This is a genomic window from Cesiribacter andamanensis AMV16, from assembly GCF_000348925.1.
GTDB lineage: Bacteria > Bacteroidota > Bacteroidia > Cytophagales > Cyclobacteriaceae > Cesiribacter > Cesiribacter andamanensis.
Genome location: NZ_AODQ01000001.1, coordinates 62,803 through 85,617, shown reverse-complemented (window position 1 = coordinate 85,617; position 22,815 = coordinate 62,803). Strand labels below are relative to the sequence as shown.

Here is a 22,815-nt window from a genome sequence, read left to right as displayed (position 1 = left end):
CATATAGGTGTTTTTTTTGCAATGATTTAATCCGTAGTGGTATGAAACGATTTTTGGTACTGATCCCCATCTTCTTTGCCCCCTTTGTAGCTTTCTCGCAGGTGGGCATTAAAGCCGGCAGCAACCTGGGCCTGGCCCAGGTAGAAGACCCCGCACTTGACTGGGAAAATGATGGCATAGCCCTTGGCCTGCATGCGGGCCTGTTTACCCGGATTAACCTGGGCAAGGTTTATCTGCAACCCGAGCTCTACTATACCTTCTCACAGGCGCAGCTCCGCAACAGTGGGCTGGACATGCAAAAGCTTGACCTGGAATTTCACCGCCTGGATCTGCCCGTCTTGTTGGGGGCGCAGTTGCATAAGCACTTTCGGGTAAATGCCGGCCCCTTCGCCAGTGTAAACCTGCGCACCCGCTCCGCAGATTCGGACAAGACCTTCAACGAAGAAATCAACGACTATTATAGCCGCACCCAATGGGGATGGCAGGCAGGCATCGGCTTTGATTTTGGACGATTCTCCCTGGATAGTCGGTATGAAACCACGATAGGCAACCTGCGGGAGTTTGATTTTGAGAACTCCAGCCTCAGCGATTACCTGCCCGACGACCAGAAGCAGCGCCAGTTTGTGGTAAGCCTCGGGTATCGCTTCGGCAATGTGAAAAAATAAGCACTTGGCTATAGGCTAAAGAAATGTAGCCCAAAGGGTCTGATCGCAATGGACTAAAGCACTGAAAAACAGAGGCTTTAGTCCATTGTTGTTTATAGAAATCGAAATAAGAGTGTATTGAAAATAAGATGAGGAACAGTTTAGCAGACTGCCTTCTTTAGGAGGGCTCTAACATCCGTCTTAGGTAATTGATCTGCCCTAAATGGTAGGCCAGGTGCGTAGCAAAGTGCACCAGCAAATAGGTGTTTGTCATTTCGTTTCCTAATCTGTGCTCGATGCGCACCTCCTGCAGGCGATCATCGTCTATACCCGATAGTGAGGCGCTCACAATGCGTTTCACATCCTCAATCTGCTCTAGTAGCTTTTGCCTTGGCACACCGTTGAGGCTAAACTCTGCTTCCCGGTTTCGGACATAATTAAATTTCCCAATGTCCCTGCCAATAAAGGTGTTCAGATTCCCTACCAGATGCAGGCACAGATTACCCGCCGAATTTGGCAACCCTGGGGGCGATTTCCAGAGATTTTCTTCCAGCTTAAAGGCTTCAATCTCCTGTTTCAGCCGCTCCAGATCAGCAGCAAAGATCTTCGCAAGTTCACTTACTATTGCCATCCCTAAAAATTATGGTCTCTTAATAACTATTAATCTCCTTTACAGAGGTACAGGTGCTGGCTTTATATAAAAAAGTGGTGCCACGAATTACTCGTGGCACCACTCGTTCTTATAATTCATCAAGCCCTTTAGCCTTATCACTGCTGCGCCGAGGGGATCTGCTCAAAATGTACAGGCGCTTCGCCTTCTTTGAAGGCCGCTCTGGGCTTTAGGTTCAGGATCTGGAACATCTCCTGATCGCTCACCACATCCGGATTAGGGGTAGTCAGCAGTTTGTCGCCGGCAAAGATGGAGTTAGCACCAGCCATAAAACAGAGCGCCTGCTCCTCCAGGGTCATGCGCACACGGCCGGCCGATAGCCGCACCATGGCCTTGGGCATAATGATGCGGGCGGTGGCAATCATGCGCACCATGTCCCAGACAGGCACCTTGGGCTGCTGCTCCAGGGGGGTGCCTTCTACGGGTACCAGGGCATTTACCGGCACACTTTCGGGATGCTCCGGCAGGGTGGCCAGCGTATGCAGCATGCCGATGCGGTCGTGCTGACTTTCGCCCATGCCTATGATGCCGCCACTGCATACGGAGATGCCGCTCTTGCGTACGTTATTCAGCGTATCCAGGCGGTCCTGGTAGGTGCGGGTGCTGATGATCTCACCATAATGCTCTTCGCTGGTATCCAGGTTATGGTTATAGGCATACAGGCCGGCCTCCTGCAGTTTCAGCGCCTGCTCTTCGGTAAGCATGCCCAGCGTACAGCATACTTCCATGCCCATGCCATTTACCCCCTTCACCATTTCCAGCACTTTATCAAAATCGCGGTTGTTGCGCACTTCGCGCCAGGCAGCGCCCATGCAAAAACGGGTGCTGCCCGCCTGCTTGGCTTCCTGGGCTTTGCCCAACACCTCCTCTACCTCCAGCAGCTTGTGCACCTTTACATCGGTATGGTAGCGGGCAGCCTGAGGGCAGTAGGCACAATCTTCCGGACAGCCGCCTGTCTTGATCGATAGCAGGGTGCATACCTGTACCTCCTGTGCATCGTGGTACTGCCGGTGCACGCTGGCACCCCGGTACACCAGTTCCAGGAAGGGGAGGTTATAAATGGTGTCTATTTCAGAGCGAGTCCAGTTGGTGCGAATGTCAGTCATCGTATAAAAAAGTTTTTTCAACCTGAAATAAGCGATTCAGGGCCCAATATGCAAATGGAGGGGTAGATAAAAAAGAAGCCCGGCTGCGCAGCCGGGCTTGGTAAAAGGGGAGCTTTACTTTATTCAATTACCAGATCATAGGGCATGCGGGCCTGTATGCCCTGAAAGCGCTCCATTTTCTGCAGCTGCTTTACCCAAGGGAAGAAGGCACCAAACTCTTTCTGCAAGGCCCGTGTCTGAATCTCTTCTTCGGTCTTGCCCAGCAGTTCCTCCAGAAAGCTCTGCTTTTCCGGATAATAGCGCAGGCGGTACTTGCCTAGTTCCAGGCCAGCCTTGGCAGCCGCAATATCAATGGCCACATCCAGGCCACCCAGCACATCCACCAGCCCGCGCTCCTTTGCTTCTATGCCGGACCATACCCGGCCGGAGGCTACTTCCAGCAGTGCTTCCTTGGGCATGTTGCGGCCTTCGGCAGCCTTGCTGGTGAACATCTCGTAGCCATCGTTAATAGACTGCTGCACAATGCCCTTTTCAAACTCGCTCAGGGGGCGGGTTACTTTAAACAGGTTAGAGAGCTCGCCGGTCTCTACCACATCGGTGGTAATGCCCAGTTTGTCATTCAGTAGTTGCTGCATGTTAAACAGCACACCAAAAATGCCAATGGAACCGGTAATGGTATTGGGCTGAGCCACAATGGTATCGCAGCCCATGGCCATGTAGTAGCCTCCGGAGGCCGCCACATCTGACATGGAGGCTATGATGGGTTTGCTCTGGCTGGTAAGCACAATCTCGCGCCACATCACATCCGAGGCCAGGGCGCTGCCACCAGGTGAGTTGATGCGCACTACCACGGCTTTTACCCGATCGTTGAGGCGCGCCTCGCGGATCAGCTTGGCAAATTTATCGGAGCCGATGGTCTGGTTATCGCCCTTACCGGTCACAATATCGCCGCTGGCCACAATTACCGCAATACGGTCGCTGCCGGAGGTTTCGCTCTTATAGGATTTGCGATACTTGGCGTAGCTTACGGTATTGATCTTGTCGGTTTCGCTTTCAAGGCCCAGGCGGCCACGGATCTCGGCATGGATCTGATCCAGATAACCCAGCTGATCGGCAATTTTGTAGGTGATGGCATCTTCGGCACGGCGCACCAGCATCTCGTCGGAAATGCGCTCCAGCTCATTTACCTCAATGCCCCGGCTGCGGCTTACATCGGTAAGAAAAGTCTGGTAGATGTTATTCAGAAAGGACTGGGTCTGCTCCCGGCTGGCCTCGCTCATGTCGGTGCGCATCAGGGGTTCTACGGCCGATTTAAACTCCCCTACCCGGAAGATCTGCGGCTCTACGCCCAGTTTTTCCAAGGTGCCTTTGATGAAAACGGGCTCCGACACCAGGCCATTGAGCTCCAGCATGCCGGCGGGATTCAGGTACACTTTGTCGGCTACGGAGGCCAGGTAGTAATCCTTTTCGGTATAAATCTCGCTGTAGGCATAGATCCATTTGCCTTCTGAACGGAAATCTTCCAGCTGATCCCGGATCTCCTTGAGGCTGGCATAGCCGGCCATTAAAAACTGGGGCTCCAGCACAATGCCTTCGATCTTGTCATCTTCCTTGGCATGGCGGATGGCTTCCAGCAGCTCTACCAGCCCGATCTGTCCGCCCTCAAAGCCCGGCAGGGCTTCCAGGAACTGCAGCTCATGATCGGAGGCCCGCTCTACAATGGGCTTATCGAGCCGCAGGTGCAGCACCGTGTTTTTTTCTACCTTAACTTCGTCTTCTTTGGAGGCAATGGCACCAATAATGGCGCCGCCAATCAGCAATAAGAGGAAACAGAACAGGATAAGGCCAACAATGGTGGCACCTACCCCTCTTAGGAATGCTATCATAACTATGGGAATGAACTAGGTCAGTGTTGCAAAATAACCAATAAGAAGGGTAAATTAAAACGCAATGATGATGAGCGGCATATATCTTCTTTTAGGCAGCAATTTGGGCGATAGAATGGCTACACTTGAAAAAGCCAACAGCCTGCTGGAGCAGCAGCTGGGCCCGCTCTGTGCCAGCAGCAGCCTGTACGAAACCGCCGCCTGGGGTATGGAAAATCAGGCGGATTTTTTGAACCAGGTGGTAGAAATTCAGAGCCACCTGGCACCAGAGGCGCTGCTAAAGGCCTGCCTGAACATTGAGGCGCAACTGGGCCGCCGCCGCCAGCAAAAATGGGGACCCCGCACGCTGGATCTGGACATTCTCTACTACGGTGATCTGATCCTGAACACCCCTGCCCTTACCCTGCCCCACCCCCAGCTGCACCTGCGCCGCTTTACCCTGGTACCCCTGTGCGAGCTTGCCCCCCTTCTGGTGCACCCCCTGCTGCAAAAAAATAACCTCCAGCTGCTGGAGGAATGCCCTGATGCGCTGGAGGTTAGGTTGGTATCGACCTAAGATACTTTGTATACTGCCCGCTTATAGCTCGGCGCTGCTTACAGAAGCCTCGGCATGGATCTTTTTTACCAGGCCCTGCAGTACCTTGCCTGGCCCGCATTCCACAAACTCGGTGGCGCCGTCTGCCACCATGTTCTGGATGGTCTGGGTCCAGCGTACGGGTGCTGTCAGCTGGGCAATCAGGTTCTGCTTGATGATCTCTACCTCACGTGCCGGGCGGGCGTTTACGTTCTGGTAAATGGGGCAGATGGGCTGCTGAAACTGGGTTTTCAGGATGGCATCCTGCAGCTCTTCCCGGGCGGGCTCCATCAGGGGAGAGTGAAAGGCACCCCCAACCTGCAGCGGCAGCACCCGCTTGGCGCCCCGCTCCTTGAGCAGCTCGCCGGCTTTGGCTACCCCTTCATGCGAGCCGGAGATCACCAGCTGACCGGGACAGTTGTAATTGGCTGCTACCACTACCTCGCCCTGCACGGCGGCGCAGGCCTCTTCTACAGCGGTATCGTCCAGGCCCAGCACGGCGGCCATGGTAGAAGGGGTGGCTTCGCAGGCCTGCTGCATGGCCAGCGCTCGTTTATACACCAGCTGCAGGCCATCCTCATAGCGGAGGGCACCCGCCGCTACCAGGGCCGAAAACTCGCCCAGCGAATGGCCGGCCACCTTATCGGGCCTAAAGTCTTTCAGCAGCTTGGCCAGCACCACCGAATGGATAAAAATAGCGGGCTGGGTTACGCGGGTCTGCTTCAGATCATCCGCTGAGCCGCTAAACATGATGGAGGCAATATCGAAGCCGAGCACCTCATTGGCTTTTTGAAATAGCTGGCGGGCTTCTTCTGATGAATCGTATAGGTCTTTGCCCATGCCGGAGAACTGTGCGCCCTGGCCGGGAAATAAATAGGCTTTCATGCGTAGTGTAAGGTTAAAATGTGCCCCAAGGTCGGATTATTTCCAGATAATATCAACCCAGAAAACGCCTGCGCTCCCGAGCGGTGGGTAGCCGGCAGCTCTCCCGCTTACCAAAAAACGGTAGCGGTTGCGGGCTATAACGCTGTATAGGCCATCGCGCAGGGGCCTGGGCAGCAGCAAAAAAGGGGTAAACAGCTTCCAGAGACCGCCCAATTCGCCGGCAATCTGCAGGGCTGCCTCACTTTTTTGGTACAGCCTGCCCTCCTTTAACAGCACCATGCTGTCAAAATCTGCCGTAGGCAACTCATAAAAGCGCAAAAGCGCCTGCCCGGCCTCCGATTGCAGGGAGGCAAAGGCAAAGCGCTCATGCGCATCATGCCGAATGATAAAATCTACGGCCCCTTTGCAGAGGTTGCAGACCCCGTCAAATAAAACAATGGCGCGTGTGCCTGCCTGCAGCAAGGCTTCAGGCCGGGCCTTAGGGGGTATCGCGGCTGTTTTCTGTTCCATCAAGTATATACACCCAGCCTTTGAGCTTCTGGTTACGCAGATCGGGGTTAATGGTGCGGTAGGTTACATGTACCACATAGTAGTAGGTGCCGGCACTTACCATATTGCCATTACTGCCCCGCCCATCCCAGCGGATGTAAATATCGGGTTCAGGGGCGGTTGCGGAGTTGTACTCGTACACCTGCTTGCCCCAGCGGTTATACACGGTAAACGCTACGGACTCTACAAAGCGGGGGCAGCGCTCAGAGGGAGCCGCCTCGCCTGGCAGGGGTGGCCGCAGCACATCATTGGCGCCATCGCCATTGCGGGTGATCACATTGGGCAGCCAGTAATTGGGGCAATTGTCCCGCATTACGGTCTGGCTGGGCTCGCTCAGGTTGCCGCTGCGGTCTACCGCCTGTATAAAGTAGTAGCCCGCCAGGGTATCCTGCATGCTGTGGGTAAACTGGTTGTTGCGGGTCTGGCCCACAATCCGGAAATCCACCCCATTGTACGAATAGTAGATGAGCCAGTGCGAGAAATCGTTGATGCAGAGCTCCTCGGTATTGGCCGTCCACTCCAGGCGGTTCTCAAATGTATTGTCGCCACAGGTTTTGGCTCTGAGGATCTCCTCACAGCTTTCCAGGTTGGCCAGCTCAAATTGCAGCGGCGGACATGGGGGTATTTCATCCCGCAAAAAGGAGCAGATCCGTTGCGAGTTGTTCAGCAGTGGTTCGGGCACCTGCGGATTGCTGTAGCTACCGGCGGTAATCACATAGTAGCAGTATTCCACATCATCTTCCAGCGGGCCTACCCCGGCATCGGAGCCATCATCCAGGTACTGAAAGCCATTTTGCAGAACATTTACTTCGGCTATTTTCACAAAGCGGTTTTCATCATCAGGATCTACCCGGTTGCGGTAAATCTCATGGATGGGATATTGCTGCACCCGGTTTGACCAGGGCACCTGCGCCTGCCACTGCAGCAGAATGCTTTCGGCCTGGGGTACCGGCTCTATCCGCACGCTGGAGGCCGGATCGGAGTACTCATACTCGGTCTGGTTGGCATCCTTGAGCATTACATAGTAGTTGTACACCCTGTTTTCAGTATCCAGTCCGGTATCGGTAAATTCGGTAACGCTCAGGTTTTCAGCAACCAGGGTATAGTCACCCCCGCTAAAGCCCTCGGCCCGGTACAGGTCGTAGAAATAAGGCTGTGGCACCTCCCCGGGGGTAAGGTCCGGGCCAGGAATCCAACGCACCAGAATTTCACCAGTGGCAGGATCGGTCTCCAGTATGCTCACATTGGTAATAAGCGGAATTTTGGCTGGCAGCGTTACGCATACCTCCTCTGACACCAGGCTCTCACCCCCCTGCGGATTGGAGAAGGCAGCCACCACCCGGTAGCAGTAGGTAGCGCCAGGCTTAAGCCCTGCCCCCCCTGCATCGTCCACAAAGGGGAAAGCGCCCGGATTGCGCACATCGGCCAGCACGTAGCCATAGCCGGGCGGCATGCCGGTGATGCAGGTATCCAGCGGAATTTCGATACTGCCCTCCCTGCGCCAAACCTGTATGGCCGAGGCCTGCCGGCAGGTATAAGAAGCGGCATTAAAGTTAACTTCTATGGAGCGGCTGCTGACCGCCCGCACACTTTCTACCACTGGTGGTGGCGCCACTACGGTAATGTTCCAGGTTTTTGATGTCGGTAAGCCGCACCCCTCCCCCGCGTACATCGGTAGCCCTGAAGACCACCTGATAGGGCCTGTCCCGGATGTGGGAGCAATCGGTCTGCCAGGTAAAGGTGGCCTGGGCCGGGCTGGTCATGTTGGTGGTGCCGGTGTAGGTGGCCCCCAGGTTAAACACCCCGCTAAAGGCTGCAAGGTCTATGTTGTCCCCATCAGGATCAATGGCCCGGATCACCTCTTCAATGCGCTCGCCGGCCACCACGCAGATATCTTCTGGTACCTCCAGCACGGGCGGGTTGTTGGGGTCATCCTCTACCAGAATCTGCATATCGCGGGTTACGTAGCCCAGCAGGTAATACTCACCCTGCACCTTGCGCCATTCTTCCACAAAAAAGGCTACGTTGTACTGCCCGGCCGTACCGGGGGTATTCCAGACCAGATCGCCCGTAAGGGGGTCAAGCGTAAGCTCCGGGGGGCCGCCATCCAGGCTGGTGCCGTTGCGGGGGTCGCCGGGAGGAAAGGTCTGGTGGGGGTAGCGGTAGTTGGCTACCGGCACGGTGCGGTCCTGGCGGCATACCACCAGGCGGTAGGAAAGGCTGTCGCCATCTATATCATAGGCGCCGGGGTTGTGAATGTACAGCTTGTTGATGGCCGCCTTATCAACCGGGGGCACCAGCAGCTGAGGGGTATTATTGATGCCCAGAAAGGGATCGATCACAATAACGGTCTCAATATAGAAAGGCATCTGCACCGGGTTGTCCATATTGAGGGTACCGTCGTTGCGGTAAAACTCCCGAAAAGACACCGAATAGGTACGGGCCGAGGGGAAGGTATGGACCACTTTGAGCTCGTAGAGCCAGGTATCGGGTGTGAGGGCAAAGCGGGGGATGTCATCCCCCTGGTTATTGATTACCAGGCTGGTACCATCACCAAAATCCAATGTACCATTGCTACCAAAAATCACCGAAGAGCCCCGGTCGGCATAGCCGCGCAGGGTAATTTCATAGGTAAAGCTCTGGGGGTCAATGCGGCGGGCAGTGATCTCTCCTGCCCGGATGTGGGTAGCCTGCGCCTGGCCAGCCAGCAGGGCGCAAAAGAGCAACAGGAGGAGCGAGCGCAAGTATAAGAGGCTTTTCATGCTCTAGGGGAAAAAATCTATATAACGTATAACCTACCCTGAGGCAGGATGTTGTACGCCCAATGTCAGTTTTTTTAGTAAAGTAACAAATATCCCGGCCAAAAAGAATGAGACAGGCCTAATTTTCTCCTACAGGGCACTTCCAGCGGCAGCCCCCCTTATTTATAATTTGTAGAAATTATTCTCAGTCATTGATTGCTAGGGATTGCTAATGTAATTTTGGCCGGCTAAGAATAATCTGGTTTCAAATCTAGAAACATCCATGAGTTGGTTAACACAAACGTTTACGAGTTCCATTGGTCGTAAATTCCTGACAGCCCTAACGGGTTTATTCCTTATCTTCTTCCTGGTCGGGCACGTTACCGGCAACCTGTTGCTGTTTAAGCCGGATGAAGGGCGGGCATTTAACGAATACACGGCCTTTATGACGGGCAATCTGGGCATTATGATCGTGCGCTACCTGCTGTATGCCGCCATAATCGCCCACGTGCTGATTACCCTGATGCTGGCCTACCACAACCGCAAGGCACGCCCGGTTCCCTACAAGGCTGCCAAACCTTCTCCACACGTAACCTGGTCGGCCCGCAACATGGGCATACTGGGAACACTGGTACTGGTTTTCATCGTTATTCACATGTCTAACTTCTGGTATTCCCTTAAGTGGGGCATGGTGCCTACCATCAATTACCAGGAAGGGGGCGACATTAAGAACCTCTATGCAGTGGTGCGGGACTCGTTCTCAAGCCTGCCTTATACGCTTTTCTATGTAGTGATGATGGTCTTTCTGGCCTTTCACCTGTATCATGGCTTTCAGAGCGCCTTCCAGACCCTGGGCTGGCGCCACAAGAAGTACTGGCCAATTATCCGAAACGTTTCGCTTTGGTTCTCCATTATTGTGCCATTCGTTTTTGCCCTGATGCCCCTGTACATCTACTTTTTCCGTAATATAAACTAATCTAAATCCCAGCATCTCCATGAATTTGAATTCAAGAATACCGGAAGGACCCCTGGCGGAAAAGTGGGAAAAACATAAGTTCAACGTTAAGCTGGTAAACCCGGCCAACAAGCGCAAGTTCGATATTATTGTAGTAGGTACAGGCCTGGCGGGTGCCTCCGCTGCCGCATCGCTGGCCGAGTTGGGCTATAACGTAAAAGTATTTACCTTTCATGACAGCCCCCGCCGTGCACACTCCATTGCCGCACAAGGGGGTATCAATGCTGCCAAAAACTATCAGAACGATGGCGACTCGGTCTACCGCCTCTTCTACGATACCGTAAAGGGGGGTGACTACCGCAGCCGCGAGGCCAACGTATACCGCCTGGCACAGGTTTCGGTCAACATCATTGACCAGTGCGTGGCCCAGGGGGTACCCTTTGCCCGCGAGTACGGCGGCCTGCTGGACAACCGCTCCTTTGGCGGCGCCCAGGTAAGCCGTACCTTCTATGCCAAGGGGCAGACCGGCCAGCAGCTGCTGCTGGGGGCCTACAGCGCCCTGAGCCGGCAGGTAGCCACCGGCAAGGTGAAGCTCTATACCCGCACCGAAATGCTGGATCTGGTACTGGTTGATGGCCAGGCCCGGGGCATCATTACCCGCAACCTGATCACCGGCAAAATTGAGCGCCATGCCGGCCATGCCGTGCTGCTGTGTACCGGCGGCTATGGCAACGTGTTCTACCTCTCTACCAACGCCATGGCCTCTAACGCCACCGCTGCCTGGAGAGCCCACCGCAAAGGCGCCCTCTTTGCCAACCCCTGCTTTACCCAGATCCACCCTACCTGCATTCCCGTATCGGGCACCTACCAGTCTAAGCTTACGCTGATGTCGGAGTCGCTGCGCAACGATGGCCGGGTGTGGGTACCCAAAAGCCTGGAAGATGCCGCCCGCATCCGCAAAGGCGAGATCAAACCCACCGACCTGCCCGAAGAAGCCCGCGATTACTACCTGGAGCGCCGCTACCCCTCTTTTGGTAACCTGGTGCCCCGCGACGTAGCCAGCCGCAACGCCAAGTATGTGTGTGATGAAGGGCGTGGCGTAGGCGGTACCGGCCTGGCTGTGTACCTGGATTTTGCCGATGCCATCCGCCGCGACGGACGCAATACCATAGAGGCCCGCTACGGCAACCTCTTTGAGATGTATGAGAAGATTACCGGCGATGATCCCTATACCACCCCTATGATGATCTACCCTGCGGTGCACTACACCATGGGTGGCCTGTGGGTGGACTATAACCTGATGACCAACATTCCCGGCCTGTATGCGCTGGGCGAGGCCAACTTCTCTGACCATGGCGCCAACCGCCTGGGGGCTTCAGCGCTGATGCAGGGTCTGGCAGACGGCTATTTTGTGATCCCCTACACCCTGGGCGATTACATTGCCAGCCTGCCCTTCCAGAAAGTGGATGCCAGCCACCCTGCCTTTGATGAGGCCGAGAAAGGGGTAAAGGACACCATCAACAAGCTGATGAGCATCAAAGGCAAGCGTACGGTAGATGACTTCCACCGCGAGCTCGGCAACATTATGTGGGAATACTGCGGTATGGCCCGAAATGCCGAAGGCCTGCAAAAAGCCATTGGGCTCATTCAGCAGCTGCGTGCCGATTTCTGGAAAGATGTAAATGTAGGCGGCAATGTAGATGAGCTGAACATGTCGCTGGAGAAGGCCAACCGCGTGGCCGACTTCCTGGAGCTGGGCGAGCTAATGTGCCGTGATGCCCTGCACCGCGAAGAAAGCTGTGGCGGTCACTTCCGGGATGAGTACCAGACTCCCGAGGGCGAGGCCCTGCGTAACGATGAGGAATTTACCTATGTAGCTGCCTGGCAGTATACCGGCGCCAATGCCGAGCCACAGCTCCACAAGGAGCCCCTCCAATTTGACAATGTGAAACTGACCCAACGTAGCTACAAATAATATGAACCTGACGCTTAATGTTTGGAGACAAAAAGGCCCGCACGACAAAGGTGGGTTTGTAAAATACGAAATGACCGACATCAACCATCATATGTCCTTTCTGGAGATGATGGACGTGCTGAACGAACAGCTGGTGAAGAAGGGCGAAGAACCGGTTCATTTCGACCATGACTGCCGCGAGGGTATTTGTGGCTCCTGCGCCATGCACATTGACGGGCGCCCGCACGGCCCCATGCAGGGCACGGCTACCTGCCAGCTGCACATGCGCGTGTTTAAGGACGGCGATACCATAACCGTAGAGCCCTGGCGGGCCAAGGCCTTCCCGGTGATCAAAGACCTGGTGGTAGACCGCTCGGCCTTTGACCGCATCATACAGGCCGGTGGCTATGTATCGGTAAACACCGGCGGCGTACCCGATGCCAACGAAATACCCGTGCCTAAGAAGATTGCCGACGAGGCCTTTAATGCAGCTACCTGCATCTCCTGCGGTGCCTGCGTGGCGGCCTGCAAGAATGCCTCGGCCATGCTCTTTGTAGCCGCCAAGGTGTCGCAGCTGGCCCTGCTGCCACAGGGTAAGGTAGAGCGTAAGAACCGCGTGGAGAAAATGGTGGCCCAGATGGATGCCGAAGGTTTTGGCAACTGCACCAACACCCAGGCCTGTTCGGTAGAATGTCCCAAGGAAATTAGCCAGGACTTCATCGCCATGATGAACCGGGAGTACATCACCGCCAAGTTTACGTCGGATAACGTATAAGCCTGTACGCTTTCATAAGAAGAGCCCCACTGGAAACGGTGGGGCTTTTTTGGCTTGTGCCCTCCCCCTTACTTGCCCTTAGGCCTTCTGGTTTCAGATCTTGTATAGGAGCTTTTACTAGCTACCCGATACATTGCTTGGTGAAAACACCAGGCAAGAGACCAGTTGGGTATGCCTGGGCTCGCAAATTCTACCCTCTTCGTGTTGTTGGTGTTCTCACCAACACCTGACTCGTGCCATCCCTGGGGGGGGGAGTATACTCTTAAGGGCGAGCCTAAGCCCTGTTGTGCAGCACGGATTATATGGAATCTCTTATACAGCTATCTGTGCAGTATAGTGTTAACAGATCCCCGCCTGGGCGGGGATGACGCATTACGTTAAGTTGTGTATAAAGTGGCTTCAGCCATGCGTCTATCCCATTTTCCCTTGCCGTTAGCTCAGCATCCCTTGCAGAAATTGCACAAAGCCTTGTACTCTCAGGGGAGATTAGGCCTAAAATTCGGTAGGCGGGCCATTTTTTAGTACCTTAGGGTTCTGGTCAACCAACAGATTCATGCACTTTATCGATATCACCATTTTCCTGGCCTACATGCTGGGGATGCTTGGTATTGGCGTTTATTTTCTTAAAAAGAACAGCGGCACTGAAGATTATTATGTAGGCGGCCGGCAGATGGGCAGCTGGCACATTGGCCTGTCGGTAGTAGCTACCGATGTTGGGGGCGGTTTTTCCATTGGCCTGGGTGGCCTGGGCTTTCTGATGGGGCTCTCCGGCTCCTGGATGCTCTTTACCGGTCTGCTGGGCGCCTGGCTAGCCGCCGTGCTGCTCATACCCCGGGTGCGGCAAAACAGGGCATTTGCCCACTTCTTTACCCTTCCGCAGCTTTACGGCCACTTTTTTGGCCGCCGGGTGGCCCTTTTGGCGGGGATTATCTCAGCCATTGGCTATACCGGCTTTACCAGCAGCCAGATGCTGGCGGGTGCTAAACTCGCCTCGGGCACCTTTGCCGGGCTGGAGTTGCTGCCGGCCCTGCTGATCATGGGGGTGCTGGCAGTGGTCTATACCGTTATGGGGGGTATCAAGGCTGTAATCTATACCGATACCGTTCAGTGGATCATCCTGATGGCCGGCCTGCTCTTCATTGGCCTGCCAGTCTGTTATTATGCCGTAGGGGGCTGGGCCGCTATCCAGGCGACGCTGCCACCCCACTTCTTCAGCTTTAGCAACATTGGCTGGGTGCAGCTGCTCAACTGGGCCATCACCATTATCCCCATCTGGTTTGTGGGCATGACCCTCTACCAGCGCATCTTTGCCTGCCGTAATGAGCAATCCGCCAAAAAGGCCTGGTTCATTGCCGGCTTGTTTGAATGGCCCATCATGGCCCTGATGGGGGTAAGTCTGGGCCTGCTCTCCCGGGTAGCGGCCGAGCAGGGCATGTTTGCCTACATGGGCCTGGCCGATGCCGGCGCCCTGGATGCCGAGCAGGGGCTACCCCTGCTGCTGCGCACCGTACTGCCGGTGGGGCTTATGGGCCTGATGATGTCGGCCTACTTCTCGGCCATTCTTTCCACAGCCGACAGCTGCCTGATGGCTGCCTCCGGCAATGTGGTGACCGACCTGATCGGCAATCTCCGAAAACAAGCCCTCAGCGAAAAGGGGGTGCTGCGGCTCTCGCAATGGATTACCCTGGGCATAGGGGTGCTGGCCCTGGGGCTTGCCTCCTTTATGCATAACGTACTTAGCCTGATGCTCTACTCCTATGCCTTTATGGTCAGCGGCCTGCTGGTGCCGCTGGTGGCCGCCCTGTTTTTTGGTAGCCGGCACGGCCAGGCAGCCTTCTGGGCCATGCTGGTCGGGGGCAGCCTTACCGTAGTGCTGACGGTGCTGGCTATTCCCCTGCCCTATTCGCTGGATGCCAACCTCTTTGGCCTGCTGGGCTCGCTGATCACTTATTGTAGTATTTCAACATTACGCCCGCTGCCGGTGTTACACCAGCAGGCCGCTGCATGATACATAACTCACTTACAATGCATATGGACTTTACGATACTGACCTCCATGGATACCCCCTCCATCCTGGAGAAAACCGAGATCGCCAACTTCTTATTTGAGCACCTGGACCAGTTTGGCGATGCCAGAGAAGACATTATGAAATGCCTGGATTACGCCCTGAGCCCCTACGGCCATCAGGGGGGCTTTGTGCTGCTGGCCCGGGAAGGGGGCGCGATCGTGGGTGCCGTGGTCATGAACCAGACGGGCATGGAAGGCTATATTCCAGAGAATATCCTGGTATACATTGCCGTACATGGCAACCAGCGGGGCAAGGGACTGGGCCGACAGCTGATGGAACGCGCCATAGCCCAGGCCAAGGGGGGCATTGCCCTGCATGTGGAGCCCGATAACCCCGCCCGGCGCCTCTACGAACGGCTGGGCTTTACCAACAAGTACCTTGAAATGCGACTGACCCGATAACATGGCGTACCTGAACCTGTACAAAGCCAATCTGGAGCACAATTACACCTTCCTGACCCGGCTTTTTGAAGAACACGGGCTTAGCTGGGGGGTTGTATCAAAACTGCTGTGTGGCAATAAAAAATACCTTAAACTGCTCATTGAACTGGGCATACGCGAAATCCACGACTCCCGCATCAGCAACCTGCGCCGCATCAAGGAGCTGGAGCCCGGAGTGCAGACCGTCTACATCAAACCCCCGGCCAGGGGCAGCATCAGCAACATCATCAGCTTTGCCGATGTGAGCATGAACACCGAATACTATACCCTTAAACTGCTGAGCGATGAGGCGGTGCGGCAGCAGAAGCAGCACAAGGTGATCATTATGGTGGAAACCGGCGACCTGCGGGAAGGGGTAATGGGCGAAAACCTGGTGAATTTCTACGAGAAAGTGTTTGACCTGCCCAACATTGAAGTCATTGGCCTGGGCACCAACCTCAACTGCCTGCATGGGGTTATGCCCTCGCAGGACAAACTGGTGCAGCTCAGCCTTTACAAGCAGATCATCGAGCTTAAATTCAACCGCTCCATTCCCTGGATCTCGGGCGGCACCAGCGTAACGGTACCCCTGCTCTTCAGCAAGCAAATCCCCAGGGGCATCAACCACTTCCGGGTGGGAGAAATTCTCTATTTTGGCCTCAACCTCTTTACCAACCAAACGGTAGAAGGCATGCGCGATGATGTATTTGAGCTTTTTACCGAGATCATTGAAATTACGCGCAAGCCTATGGTGCCCATTGGCGAAATGGCCGCCAACCCCCAGGGCCAGGTGCATGAGGTGGATAGCACGCTCTTTGGCCAGTACAGCTGCCGGGCCATTCTGGATGTGGGCCTGCTGGACATCGACCCAAAATACCTGATCTTGGAGGGGCATGATTTTGAGGTGGTGGGCGCCTCTTCCGATATGCTGGTGATCGACCTGGGCCAGAATGAACGAGGATATAAGGTAGGCGATGTGATTCCCTTTAAGCTCCGCTACATGGGGGCTCTTTCCGTCCTGAATTCCTATTACGTAGAAAAACGCATTGCCTGAGCATGACGCTTCCCGAGCTTAGCCCTCTCTTAGCAGAACTTACACAGCTGCGGCACGAGCTGCACCGGCTGGCCGAACTTTCCGGACAGGAGACGGACACCGCCCAACACCTGCAGCACTATCTGCAGCGCTACTCCCCCGGCCAGCTGCTGAGCGGGCTGGGCTCGGGCACCGGCCTGGTCGCTATCTTTGAAGGGAAGAAGCTAGGGCCCACTCTTATGCTGCGGGCCGATATGGACGCCCTGCCCATAGCCGATGCCAACCAGCTCCCCTACTCCTCCCGGAAGCAGGGGGTATCCCACAAATGCGGGCACGACGGACACATGAGCATGCTAGCCGGCCTGGCACCCCTGCTGGCCCGCCATCCCCTGAAGCGGGGCAGGCTTTTATTACTGATGCAACCCGCCGAAGAGACCGGACAGGGCGCCCGAGCCCTGCTGAAAGACGAGCGCTTTACCAGTCTGGCGCCTGATTACATCTTCGGGCTGCACAACCTGCCGGGTTACCCCCTGGGCCAGGTGGTGCTGCGAGAGGGCACCTTCTGCCCTGCCTCCAAGGGGCTGCATGTAACTCTCAGGGGGCGCACCGCCCATGCCGCCGAGCCCGAGCTGGGCCACTCCCCGGCAAATGCCCTCGCCGAACTGCTGCAGCAATTGCCCAAGCTGCCCCCCACCACCCAACCGGCAGAACTGAGCCTGCTCACCCTTACCCATGCCCGCCTGGGCGATTCCTCCTTTGGTATCTCCCCAGGTGAGGCAGAGCTGCTGGCCACCCTGCGGGCCAACCTGCAGCCCGATATGGACCGGCTGAGCGAAGCCGTAGAACACCTCCTGCACCAGACAGCATCGGCGCAGGGCCTCGGCCTCAGCCTTGAGTACCGGGAAGTATTTCCGGCCACCACCAACGGAGCGGAGGCCTTTGCCTGCATGCAGAGGGCCGCTACTGCCGCCGGCCTTGATGTACACCTGAAGCAGGATCCCTTTCGCTGGTCAGAAGATTTTGGCTGCTACAACCAGCTGGCCCCTTCGGGCTTCTTTGGCCTGGGTGCGGGGCTTGAGCAGCCCAACCTGCACAATGCAGCCTATGACTTTCCCGATGCCCTGCTCCCCTATGGCCTTCGGATGTACTGGGCGCTGATCGGACAGCTGCTGGGCCACTAAGCAGCAAAGGGTGGTTCAGAAAAATGGGGCACTTACCCAGCCCGAGCAAACAGCCCCCCGGCTGGAGCCGTTATGCTCAATACCATGTCTATGATTCCCCATACCCCCTCCGTACGCCATACTTCCAGCATTGAGCTTAGCCGAACGGCCTTTCAATCCAATGTTGCCTTTGTACGTACGCTCCTGGAGCCAGACGTTCAGCTTTCGGCTGTGCTCAAAGGCAATGCCTATGGCCATGGCCTGGAGCACATGACCCAGCTCTGCCTGGAAGCCGGCATTACCCACATCAGTGTTTTTAGTGCGCATGAGGCCTTGCGGGTCTGGCAGAAGACCAAGGGTGAAGCCACCATTCTGATCATGGGCCTGATTGAAAATGAAGATCTGCCCTGGGCCATCAGCCAGGATATTGAGTTCTTTGTGTTTGAGACCGATCGACTGCAAGCGGCCATTGCAGCCGCCCGTAGCCTGGGGAAGCCCGCCCGTATTCACCTGGAGGTAGAAACAGGCATGAACCGCACCGGATTTGACAGGGATGAGCTGCCTGCCATTCTGGAGCTGCTTAAACAACATACCCCGCATCTGCGGCTAATGAGTCTGTGCACCCATTTTGCCGGCGCCGAAGAAATGGCCAATTCTCCCCGCATTGGCCAGCAACTGGAGCAGTACAATGCCCTGTATGAGGAATTTTGCGGGGCCGGCCTCAGGCCCGCCATGCGCCATACGGCCTGCTCGGCCGCCAGCCTCAACTATCCCGAAACCCGCATGGAGCTGGTGCGCATTGGCATAATGCTCTATGGCTTTTGGCCCAATCTTGAAACCCGTACCCTTTTTCTGGAGAAGCAACCCCAGCAGCAGGACCCCCTGCGCCGGCTCATTCGCTGGCGGAGCAAGGTGATGAGTGTAAAAGCCGTACAAGAGGGAGAGTATATTGGCTATGGCACCTCCTGCCTGGCCCAGACCGATATGCGCATTGCCACCGTACCGGTAGGCTATGCCTATGGCTTTGCCCGCAGCCTTAGCAATGTTGGCAGGGTGCTTATACAGGGGCAGCCGGCGGCTGTAGTAGGGGTAGTGAACATGAACCTGCTGATGGTTGATATTAGTGCGCTGAGCGGGGTGCAAAAAGGCGATGAGGTGGTGCTGATCGGGCGCCAGGGAGAGGAGGAAATCAGCGTAGCCTCCTTTAGTGAAATGAGCCATCAGCTCAACTATGAAATGCTCACCCGCTTACCGGGGGATATCCCCCGTAGCATTGTGGACTAGGGCACAAAAATAAACCTAAGATGTCAATGCGAGCATCTTAGGCTTCGAGAGCTGAAAAAAATAGTAAAAAATACTAGGTTCACTTTTGGTCCGCCAAAACCATACCGGAATCCATGCTATATGGCTATTTGCCTGATAAGCAACCAATTATGGATAATCGCCTTTTCTTTACTCCTGCCCACCCTTCCTATTTTGATAGCCTCTTTCTCAATTTGACAGTACGGCCAACATCCTTCAGCATGTCATATGGGTTCTGTAGGCGGTGACGCACCAAGCGGAAACCGTGTTAAAAGCATAACCATACAACCTGTGGAGCAGGGTCGCCAACTCCGGGGCACACCTAGGTGCAGACGGACCCGCCGGGATAAGGCCTGGAGCCTGCCTGATTATGGAGAGCTTCCATCTTTCAGGCTTCGGCTTCCTGCAGGTTATACTCTGATAATTTGCGGTATAGGGTAGATAACCCAATGTTGAGCATGCGTGCTGTTTTAGCTTTGTTGCCCCTGGTCAGTTTGAGCACGCGCTGTATATGCGTGCGCTCTACAAAGGCCAGGTCAAACTGGTTGCTTTCCTGTAGCTGTTCCTCCAGCGAAGGTCCAAACTTTACTTCATAGGGTAGCACGGCTTCATCCAGCAGGGAACCATCGGTAAGGATCACCGCTCGCTCAATCACATTGCGCAGCTCCCGAATGTTGCCTTTCCAGGGGTAGCGCATCAGCTGCTCCTCAAATTCCCTGCTCATGCCAACGATCTTCTTTTGGGTAATCTGCCCAAAGTGCGCCATAAAGGCTCTGGCCAGCAGGGGTATATCTTCCTTGCGTTCCCGCAGGGGCGGCAGGTTAATCTCAAAAACAGAGAGGCGGTAATAGAGGTCGGGCCTGAACTGGGCGTTGTGGGCATTGGCCAGCTTTTTATTGGTAGCGGCAATGATGCGCACATCTACACGGCTGGTTTTGGTATCGCCTACTTTAATGAACGTACTGGTCTCCAGAACCCGCAGCAACTTAGCCTGCAGTTCCAGGGGCATCTCCCCTATTTCATCCAGAAAAAGCGTACCGCCATGGGCTTCTTCAAACAAGCCCTTTTTGTCGTGGGTGGCGCCCGTAAAGGAGCCTGCCTTGTGGCCAAACAGTTCGCTTTCGAGCAATTCTTTGCCAAAGGCACTGCAGTTAAGGGCTACAAAGGCTGCCTTGGCCCGGGTACTGGCCGCATGGATGGCGCGGGCAAAAATTTCCTTGCCGGTACCGGTTTCGCCCAGCAGCAGTACGGTTGCATTAGTACCCGCAACCTGCCGGGCCATGCTGATGGCCTGTTGCAGGGGTTCTGATTTGCCAATCACCTCCTGAAAGGTATAGTGCTGCCCTACCTGCTGCTCGAGCCGGTGCAGGCGTTTGTGGAGCCGCACTTTATCAATGGCCCGCTGCAGCATGGGCAACAGCCGCTTGTTATCTTCGCCCTTGATCAGATAATCGTAGGCCCCGGTTTTAATGGCCTGCACACCGTCTTTTACGCTTCCGTAGGCAGTGAGCATGATTACTTCGGCAAAGGGGTTCAGTTCCTTATACCGCCCAATCAGTTCAAGGCCATTGATATGGGCCAGGTTCACATCACTCAGCACCAGGTCGATGTCTCGCTCCTTCAGCAGCTTAAAAGCTTTCTGGGAGGATTCGGCCAGGATCACCTCAAAGCCCTCGGCCTGCATAGTTTTGCTATACAGCAAGCGGCAATCGGCATCGTCTTCAACTAGTAAGATGGTTCCTTCCTGCATGTACTCGACTAGAGATGATGAATAAGCTGGTCTGCCCTAATAGCACCCATTCCAGTATGTAATATTAATGTAATTTATCTTAATATTCTTAACTTTTCAGCTCAAGAATTCTGGAGAAGGCACGAAAAAAAAGCAGCCAATGAGCTGCTTTTCTTTCTTTTGTTCTTAAAGTTCGGTTTCGCTGTCGAGTTCCGCTTCCAGTTCTTCCTCCAGTTCTGCTTCCTGCAGCAGGGCCTGAGGTTCAAAGGCGCTATCTTCTTCCTCATCCTCTTCCTGGCTCGCCAGCGCGGGTGTTGGGGGGATGGGTTTTAGCGTTACTTCTTCTTCCCGCACGGCCTGGGGGGCCATATCGTCAATGCGTACCTTGCCTTTGGTTTCGTCCTCTACATAGGGGAAAATCTCTACCAGCGGGCTCTGCTGGATCTCCACCACCTCAAACTGCACCAGTATGCCTTCCAGGCTCTCCAGCAGCCGTTCGCAGGCCTGCTTCAGGTCCAGGGCCGATACCAGCATCTGGTTGGTTACTTTCTTTTCCTTGCCGCTTTCGTCATCGGCCGCAATATAGGTCACTTTGCACTTGTACCAGGTTTCGGCATCATCGTAGTGGAAGATATCAGAGATCTTGCTTTTGGTAATGCTGGTTACTTCAAAATCGCCGCGGATCACCGAGCCAAGCTCCTGATAAATACGGGCTTCTGCTTCGGTATAGGATACGGCATCCACCAGGTAGGGCTCGGTAACATTTTTGAGCCTGCCATTCTCATCCTCTTTCTGATATTTGATCTTACACTGAAACCAGATTTTCATATCTCTCCTATTTTTTAATTGTTACAGAGTCTACAGAACCGAAAGGTACTGATTCGCCGGCATTGGCAGACAGCCTCCGGACCAAAAGTTATCCACAGCTTATGAACGGTCCCGAAAAGGAGACGTACCTTTGGCCCATGAAGCAAACCATTACCATCCGCTGTGCGCCGGGTACTGCCGACTGGGTAGCGGCCGAGCTGCGCCTGATGGACTACCCCATTGTGCAGCAAACCACGGCCGGCGTACAGACCCGGGGCGAGCTGGACGACTGCATGTGGCTGAACCTGCAACTGCGCACCGCCCATAGTGTACTGCTGGAGGTGGGCCGCTTTACTGCCCGCACCGCCGATGAGCTGTACAAACAGGCCCGGGAACTGCCCTGGGAAAAATGGATGCGCGTAGACAGTTATTTTAGCATCGATGCCTTTGTGCGCAACGAGACCATCCGCGACTGGCGCTTTGCCAGCCTGCGCTTAAAGGATGCCATTGCCGACCGCATGCAGGCCCTCTACCAGCGCCGGCCCGATAGCGGCAAGGAAAAAGACCAGGTGGTGCTTTTCCTGTACTGGTACGATGAGGGGGTGAGCCTGTATGTAGATACCAGCGGCGAAACCATCTCCAAGCATGGCTACCGCTTCAGGCCGGGCAAGGCCCCCCTGATGGAAACCATTGCCGCCGGTATTGTGCAGCAAACCCGCTGGCAGTATGACAAGCCCTTTGTAAACCCCATGTGCGGCAGCGGTACGCTGGCCATAGAAGCAGCCCTGCTGGCCACCAATACCCCTCCCGGCCTGTTTCGGGAAAATTTTGGCTTTATGCACCTGCGCGGCTACGACAGCAGCCTGTGGGCCGAGATGAAAGCCAAGGCCCGCGCCGAAATGCAACAGCCGCGCCTGCAGATCATGGCCACCGACCGGGACTTCAGGGCCGTAACCAACGCCCGCCGCAATGCCGAAGAAGCCGGCATGGTCGACCACATCCGTTTTGAGGTATGTGATTTTGCCGATACCCCCCTGCCGGAAGAACAAGGGGGTGTGGTGATCCTGAACCCCGAGTGGGGCGAGCGGCTGGGCGAAAGCACCGAGCTGGAAGGGGTATATAAACAGATTGGCGATTTCTTTAAGAGCCGATGCGGGGGCTACTGGGGCTACATCGTAGCGGGCAACCCTGCCCTGGGCAAACACATAGGCCTGCGCACCAGCCGTAAAATTCCTGTGCCACTGGCCCAGCAGGAGGGCCGCCTGCTGGAGTATGAGCTGTATGCCGGCACCAAAAGGGGGCAGTGAAGTAGGGGGCTGATTCTGACAACCTCCCCTGCCCTTCTTCTATTCTTCTTCCATAGCGAGGGAATTAATTCCCTCGCTATGGAAGAAGTAAGGGGGTCTGCAACAAAAGGGTTAAAAAACTAACGGTCCGGATACGGAACCCGCAACATTCTCGCTACGTTTTAAGTACAAAGAAGTAAGAAGAAGATAGTTCTGCCTGACCGCTGCCTGCCCCTTCTTATGCTCTCCCCGGACAGGGTGCTCCTGTAAGA

At 55.3% G+C, this 22,815-nt stretch carries 20 protein-coding genes; 11 read left to right on the top strand and 9 right to left on the bottom strand.

The annotated features are described in order from the left end of the window. Positions 1–41 precede the first annotated feature (41 nt). The gene (locus ADICEAN_RS00390; protein ID WP_009193498.1) at positions 42–665 is read left to right on the top strand and encodes a porin family protein; all 624 of its coding nucleotides are present in this window, start codon (positions 42–44) and stop codon (positions 663–665) included. 157 nt (positions 666–822) lie between these two features. On the opposite strand, the gene ADICEAN_RS00385 is transcribed toward ADICEAN_RS00390, so the two are convergent. The 3 genes from ADICEAN_RS00385 to sppA all read right to left on the bottom strand — a co-directional run bounded on the left by ADICEAN_RS00385 (position 823) and on the right by sppA (position 4,306). Beyond that, on the bottom strand, positions 823–1,275 hold the full coding sequence (locus ADICEAN_RS00385) for a DinB family protein (RefSeq protein WP_009193497.1): 453 nt from the start codon (positions 1,273–1,275) through the stop codon (positions 823–825). A gap of 137 nt (positions 1,276–1,412) precedes the next feature. Further along, complete coding sequence (gene bioB / locus ADICEAN_RS00380; protein WP_009193496.1) at positions 1,413–2,420, bottom strand: biotin synthase BioB; 1,008 nt, start codon at positions 2,418–2,420, stop codon at positions 1,413–1,415. Between the two features lie 119 nt (positions 2,421–2,539). Then, positions 2,540–4,306 carry a signal peptide peptidase SppA gene (gene sppA / locus ADICEAN_RS00375; RefSeq protein WP_009193495.1) on the bottom strand — a complete coding sequence of 589 codons (1,767 nt, stop codon included), beginning with the start codon at positions 4,304–4,306 and terminating at the stop codon, positions 2,540–2,542. 64 nt (positions 4,307–4,370) lie between these two features. Here sppA and folK point away from each other — a divergent pair, with 64 nt between their 5' ends. Further along, positions 4,371–4,862, top strand: a complete 492-nt coding sequence (gene folK, locus ADICEAN_RS00370; protein ID WP_040395858.1) for a 2-amino-4-hydroxy-6-hydroxymethyldihydropteridine diphosphokinase — start codon at positions 4,371–4,373, stop codon at positions 4,860–4,862. 21 nt (positions 4,863–4,883) lie between these two features. Here the strand turns inward: folK and fabD are convergent, their stop codons facing one another. From fabD to ADICEAN_RS20745, 4 genes are read right to left on the bottom strand one after another with little or no spacing between them, the layout of a single operon-like run. Next, positions 4,884–5,765, bottom strand: a complete 882-nt coding sequence (gene fabD / locus ADICEAN_RS00365) for an ACP S-malonyltransferase (protein WP_009193493.1) — start codon at positions 5,763–5,765, stop codon at positions 4,884–4,886. 36 nt (positions 5,766–5,801) lie between these two features. Then, a complete protein-coding gene (locus ADICEAN_RS00360) occupies positions 5,802–6,227 on the bottom strand; it encodes a thiol-disulfide oxidoreductase DCC family protein (protein ID WP_316928493.1) in 426 nt (141 codons plus the stop codon). 16 nt (positions 6,228–6,243) lie between these two features. Next, a complete protein-coding gene (locus tag ADICEAN_RS20750; protein WP_161622639.1) occupies positions 6,244–7,929 on the bottom strand; it encodes a T9SS type B sorting domain-containing protein in 1,686 nt (561 codons plus the stop codon). Then, entirely contained in the window at positions 7,868–9,076 is a 1,209-nt protein-coding gene (locus tag ADICEAN_RS20745) for a hypothetical protein (RefSeq protein WP_009193490.1), read from the bottom strand. The genes ADICEAN_RS20750 and ADICEAN_RS20745 overlap by 62 nt, the downstream gene beginning before the upstream one ends. A gap of 262 nt (positions 9,077–9,338) precedes the next feature. On the opposite strand from ADICEAN_RS20745, the gene ADICEAN_RS00350 reads away from it, so the two are divergent. The 8 genes from ADICEAN_RS00350 to alr all read left to right on the top strand — a co-directional run bounded on the left by ADICEAN_RS00350 (position 9,339) and on the right by alr (position 18,703). Next, positions 9,339–10,031: a succinate dehydrogenase cytochrome b subunit gene (locus ADICEAN_RS00350; protein ID WP_009193489.1), complete on the top strand. Its 693-nt coding sequence runs from the start codon at positions 9,339–9,341 to the stop codon at positions 10,029–10,031. A gap of 19 nt (positions 10,032–10,050) precedes the next feature. Continuing rightward, positions 10,051–11,985, top strand: coding sequence for a fumarate reductase/succinate dehydrogenase flavoprotein subunit (locus ADICEAN_RS00345; RefSeq protein ID WP_009193488.1), 1,935 nt, complete (start codon positions 10,051–10,053; stop codon positions 11,983–11,985). A gap of 1 nt (position 11,986) precedes the next feature. Continuing rightward, the gene (locus ADICEAN_RS00340; protein ID WP_009193487.1) at positions 11,987–12,739 is read left to right on the top strand and encodes a succinate dehydrogenase/fumarate reductase iron-sulfur subunit; all 753 of its coding nucleotides are present in this window, start codon (positions 11,987–11,989) and stop codon (positions 12,737–12,739) included. 553 nt (positions 12,740–13,292) lie between these two features. After that, entirely contained in the window at positions 13,293–14,747 is a 1,455-nt protein-coding gene (locus ADICEAN_RS00335; RefSeq protein ID WP_009193486.1) for a sodium:solute symporter family protein, read from the top strand. Between the two features lie 23 nt (positions 14,748–14,770). Beyond that, positions 14,771–15,208 (top strand): GNAT family N-acetyltransferase, encoded by a 438-nt coding sequence (locus ADICEAN_RS00330; RefSeq protein WP_009193485.1) that lies wholly within the window; start codon positions 14,771–14,773, stop codon positions 15,206–15,208. A 1-nt stretch (position 15,209) separates the two neighbouring features. After that, positions 15,210–16,280: an alanine racemase gene (locus tag ADICEAN_RS00325; RefSeq protein ID WP_009193484.1), complete on the top strand. Its 1,071-nt coding sequence runs from the start codon at positions 15,210–15,212 to the stop codon at positions 16,278–16,280. 2 nt (positions 16,281–16,282) lie between these two features. After that, positions 16,283–17,440, top strand: a complete 1,158-nt coding sequence (locus ADICEAN_RS00320) for an amidohydrolase (protein ID WP_009193483.1) — start codon at positions 16,283–16,285, stop codon at positions 17,438–17,440. A gap of 84 nt (positions 17,441–17,524) precedes the next feature. Continuing rightward, positions 17,525–18,703: an alanine racemase gene (alr, locus tag ADICEAN_RS00315; protein ID WP_236612838.1), complete on the top strand. Its 1,179-nt coding sequence runs from the start codon at positions 17,525–17,527 to the stop codon at positions 18,701–18,703. A gap of 406 nt (positions 18,704–19,109) precedes the next feature. Here alr and ADICEAN_RS00310 read toward each other — a convergent pair whose 3' ends face one another. Both ADICEAN_RS00310 and ADICEAN_RS00305 read right to left on the bottom strand, forming a co-directional pair. Next, complete coding sequence (locus ADICEAN_RS00310; protein WP_009193481.1) at positions 19,110–20,471, bottom strand: sigma-54-dependent transcriptional regulator; 1,362 nt, start codon at positions 20,469–20,471, stop codon at positions 19,110–19,112. Between the two features lie 165 nt (positions 20,472–20,636). Further along, positions 20,637–21,278 (bottom strand): DUF4494 domain-containing protein, encoded by a 642-nt coding sequence (locus ADICEAN_RS00305; protein WP_009193480.1) that lies wholly within the window; start codon positions 21,276–21,278, stop codon positions 20,637–20,639. A 137-nt stretch (positions 21,279–21,415) separates the two neighbouring features. On the opposite strand from ADICEAN_RS00305, the gene ADICEAN_RS00300 reads away from it, so the two are divergent. Continuing rightward, positions 21,416–22,564, top strand: a complete 1,149-nt coding sequence (locus ADICEAN_RS00300; protein WP_040395871.1) for a THUMP domain-containing class I SAM-dependent RNA methyltransferase — start codon at positions 21,416–21,418, stop codon at positions 22,562–22,564. Positions 22,565–22,815 lie beyond the last annotated feature (251 nt).

What these genes read in the sequence shown, in the direction of transcription:
- ADICEAN_RS00390 (WP_009193498.1), top strand. Translation starts at nt 42, where the DNA reads ATGAAACGATTTTTGGTACTGATCCCCATCTTCTTTGCCCCCTTTGTA.
- ADICEAN_RS00385 (WP_009193497.1), bottom strand. Translation starts at nt 1,275, where the DNA reads ATGGCAATAGTAAGTGAACTTGCGAAGATCTTTGCTGCTGATCTGGAG.
- bioB (WP_009193496.1), bottom strand. Translation starts at nt 2,420, where the DNA reads ATGACTGACATTCGCACCAACTGGACTCGCTCTGAAATAGACACCATT.
- sppA (WP_009193495.1), bottom strand. Translation starts at nt 4,306, where the DNA reads ATGATAGCATTCCTAAGAGGGGTAGGTGCCACCATTGTTGGCCTTATC.
- folK (WP_040395858.1), top strand. Translation starts at nt 4,371, where the DNA reads ATGATGATGAGCGGCATATATCTTCTTTTAGGCAGCAATTTGGGCGAT.
- fabD (WP_009193493.1), bottom strand. Translation starts at nt 5,765, where the DNA reads ATGAAAGCCTATTTATTTCCCGGCCAGGGCGCACAGTTCTCCGGCATG.
- ADICEAN_RS20745 (WP_009193490.1), bottom strand. Translation starts at nt 9,076, where the DNA reads ATGAAAAGCCTCTTATACTTGCGCTCGCTCCTCCTGTTGCTCTTTTGC.
- ADICEAN_RS00350 (WP_009193489.1), top strand. Translation starts at nt 9,339, where the DNA reads ATGAGTTGGTTAACACAAACGTTTACGAGTTCCATTGGTCGTAAATTC.
- ADICEAN_RS00345 (WP_009193488.1), top strand. Translation starts at nt 10,051, where the DNA reads ATGAATTTGAATTCAAGAATACCGGAAGGACCCCTGGCGGAAAAGTGG.
- ADICEAN_RS00340 (WP_009193487.1), top strand. Translation starts at nt 11,987, where the DNA reads ATGAACCTGACGCTTAATGTTTGGAGACAAAAAGGCCCGCACGACAAA.
- ADICEAN_RS00335 (WP_009193486.1), top strand. Translation starts at nt 13,293, where the DNA reads ATGCACTTTATCGATATCACCATTTTCCTGGCCTACATGCTGGGGATG.
- ADICEAN_RS00330 (WP_009193485.1), top strand. Translation starts at nt 14,771, where the DNA reads ATGGACTTTACGATACTGACCTCCATGGATACCCCCTCCATCCTGGAG.
- ADICEAN_RS00325 (WP_009193484.1), top strand. Translation starts at nt 15,210, where the DNA reads ATGGCGTACCTGAACCTGTACAAAGCCAATCTGGAGCACAATTACACC.
- ADICEAN_RS00320 (WP_009193483.1), top strand. Translation starts at nt 16,283, where the DNA reads ATGACGCTTCCCGAGCTTAGCCCTCTCTTAGCAGAACTTACACAGCTG.
- alr (WP_236612838.1), top strand. Translation starts at nt 17,525, where the DNA reads ATGTCTATGATTCCCCATACCCCCTCCGTACGCCATACTTCCAGCATT.
- ADICEAN_RS00310 (WP_009193481.1), bottom strand. Translation starts at nt 20,471, where the DNA reads ATGCAGGAAGGAACCATCTTACTAGTTGAAGACGATGCCGATTGCCGC.
- ADICEAN_RS00305 (WP_009193480.1), bottom strand. Translation starts at nt 21,278, where the DNA reads ATGAAAATCTGGTTTCAGTGTAAGATCAAATATCAGAAAGAGGATGAG.
- ADICEAN_RS00300 (WP_040395871.1), top strand. Translation starts at nt 21,416, where the DNA reads ATGAAGCAAACCATTACCATCCGCTGTGCGCCGGGTACTGCCGACTGG.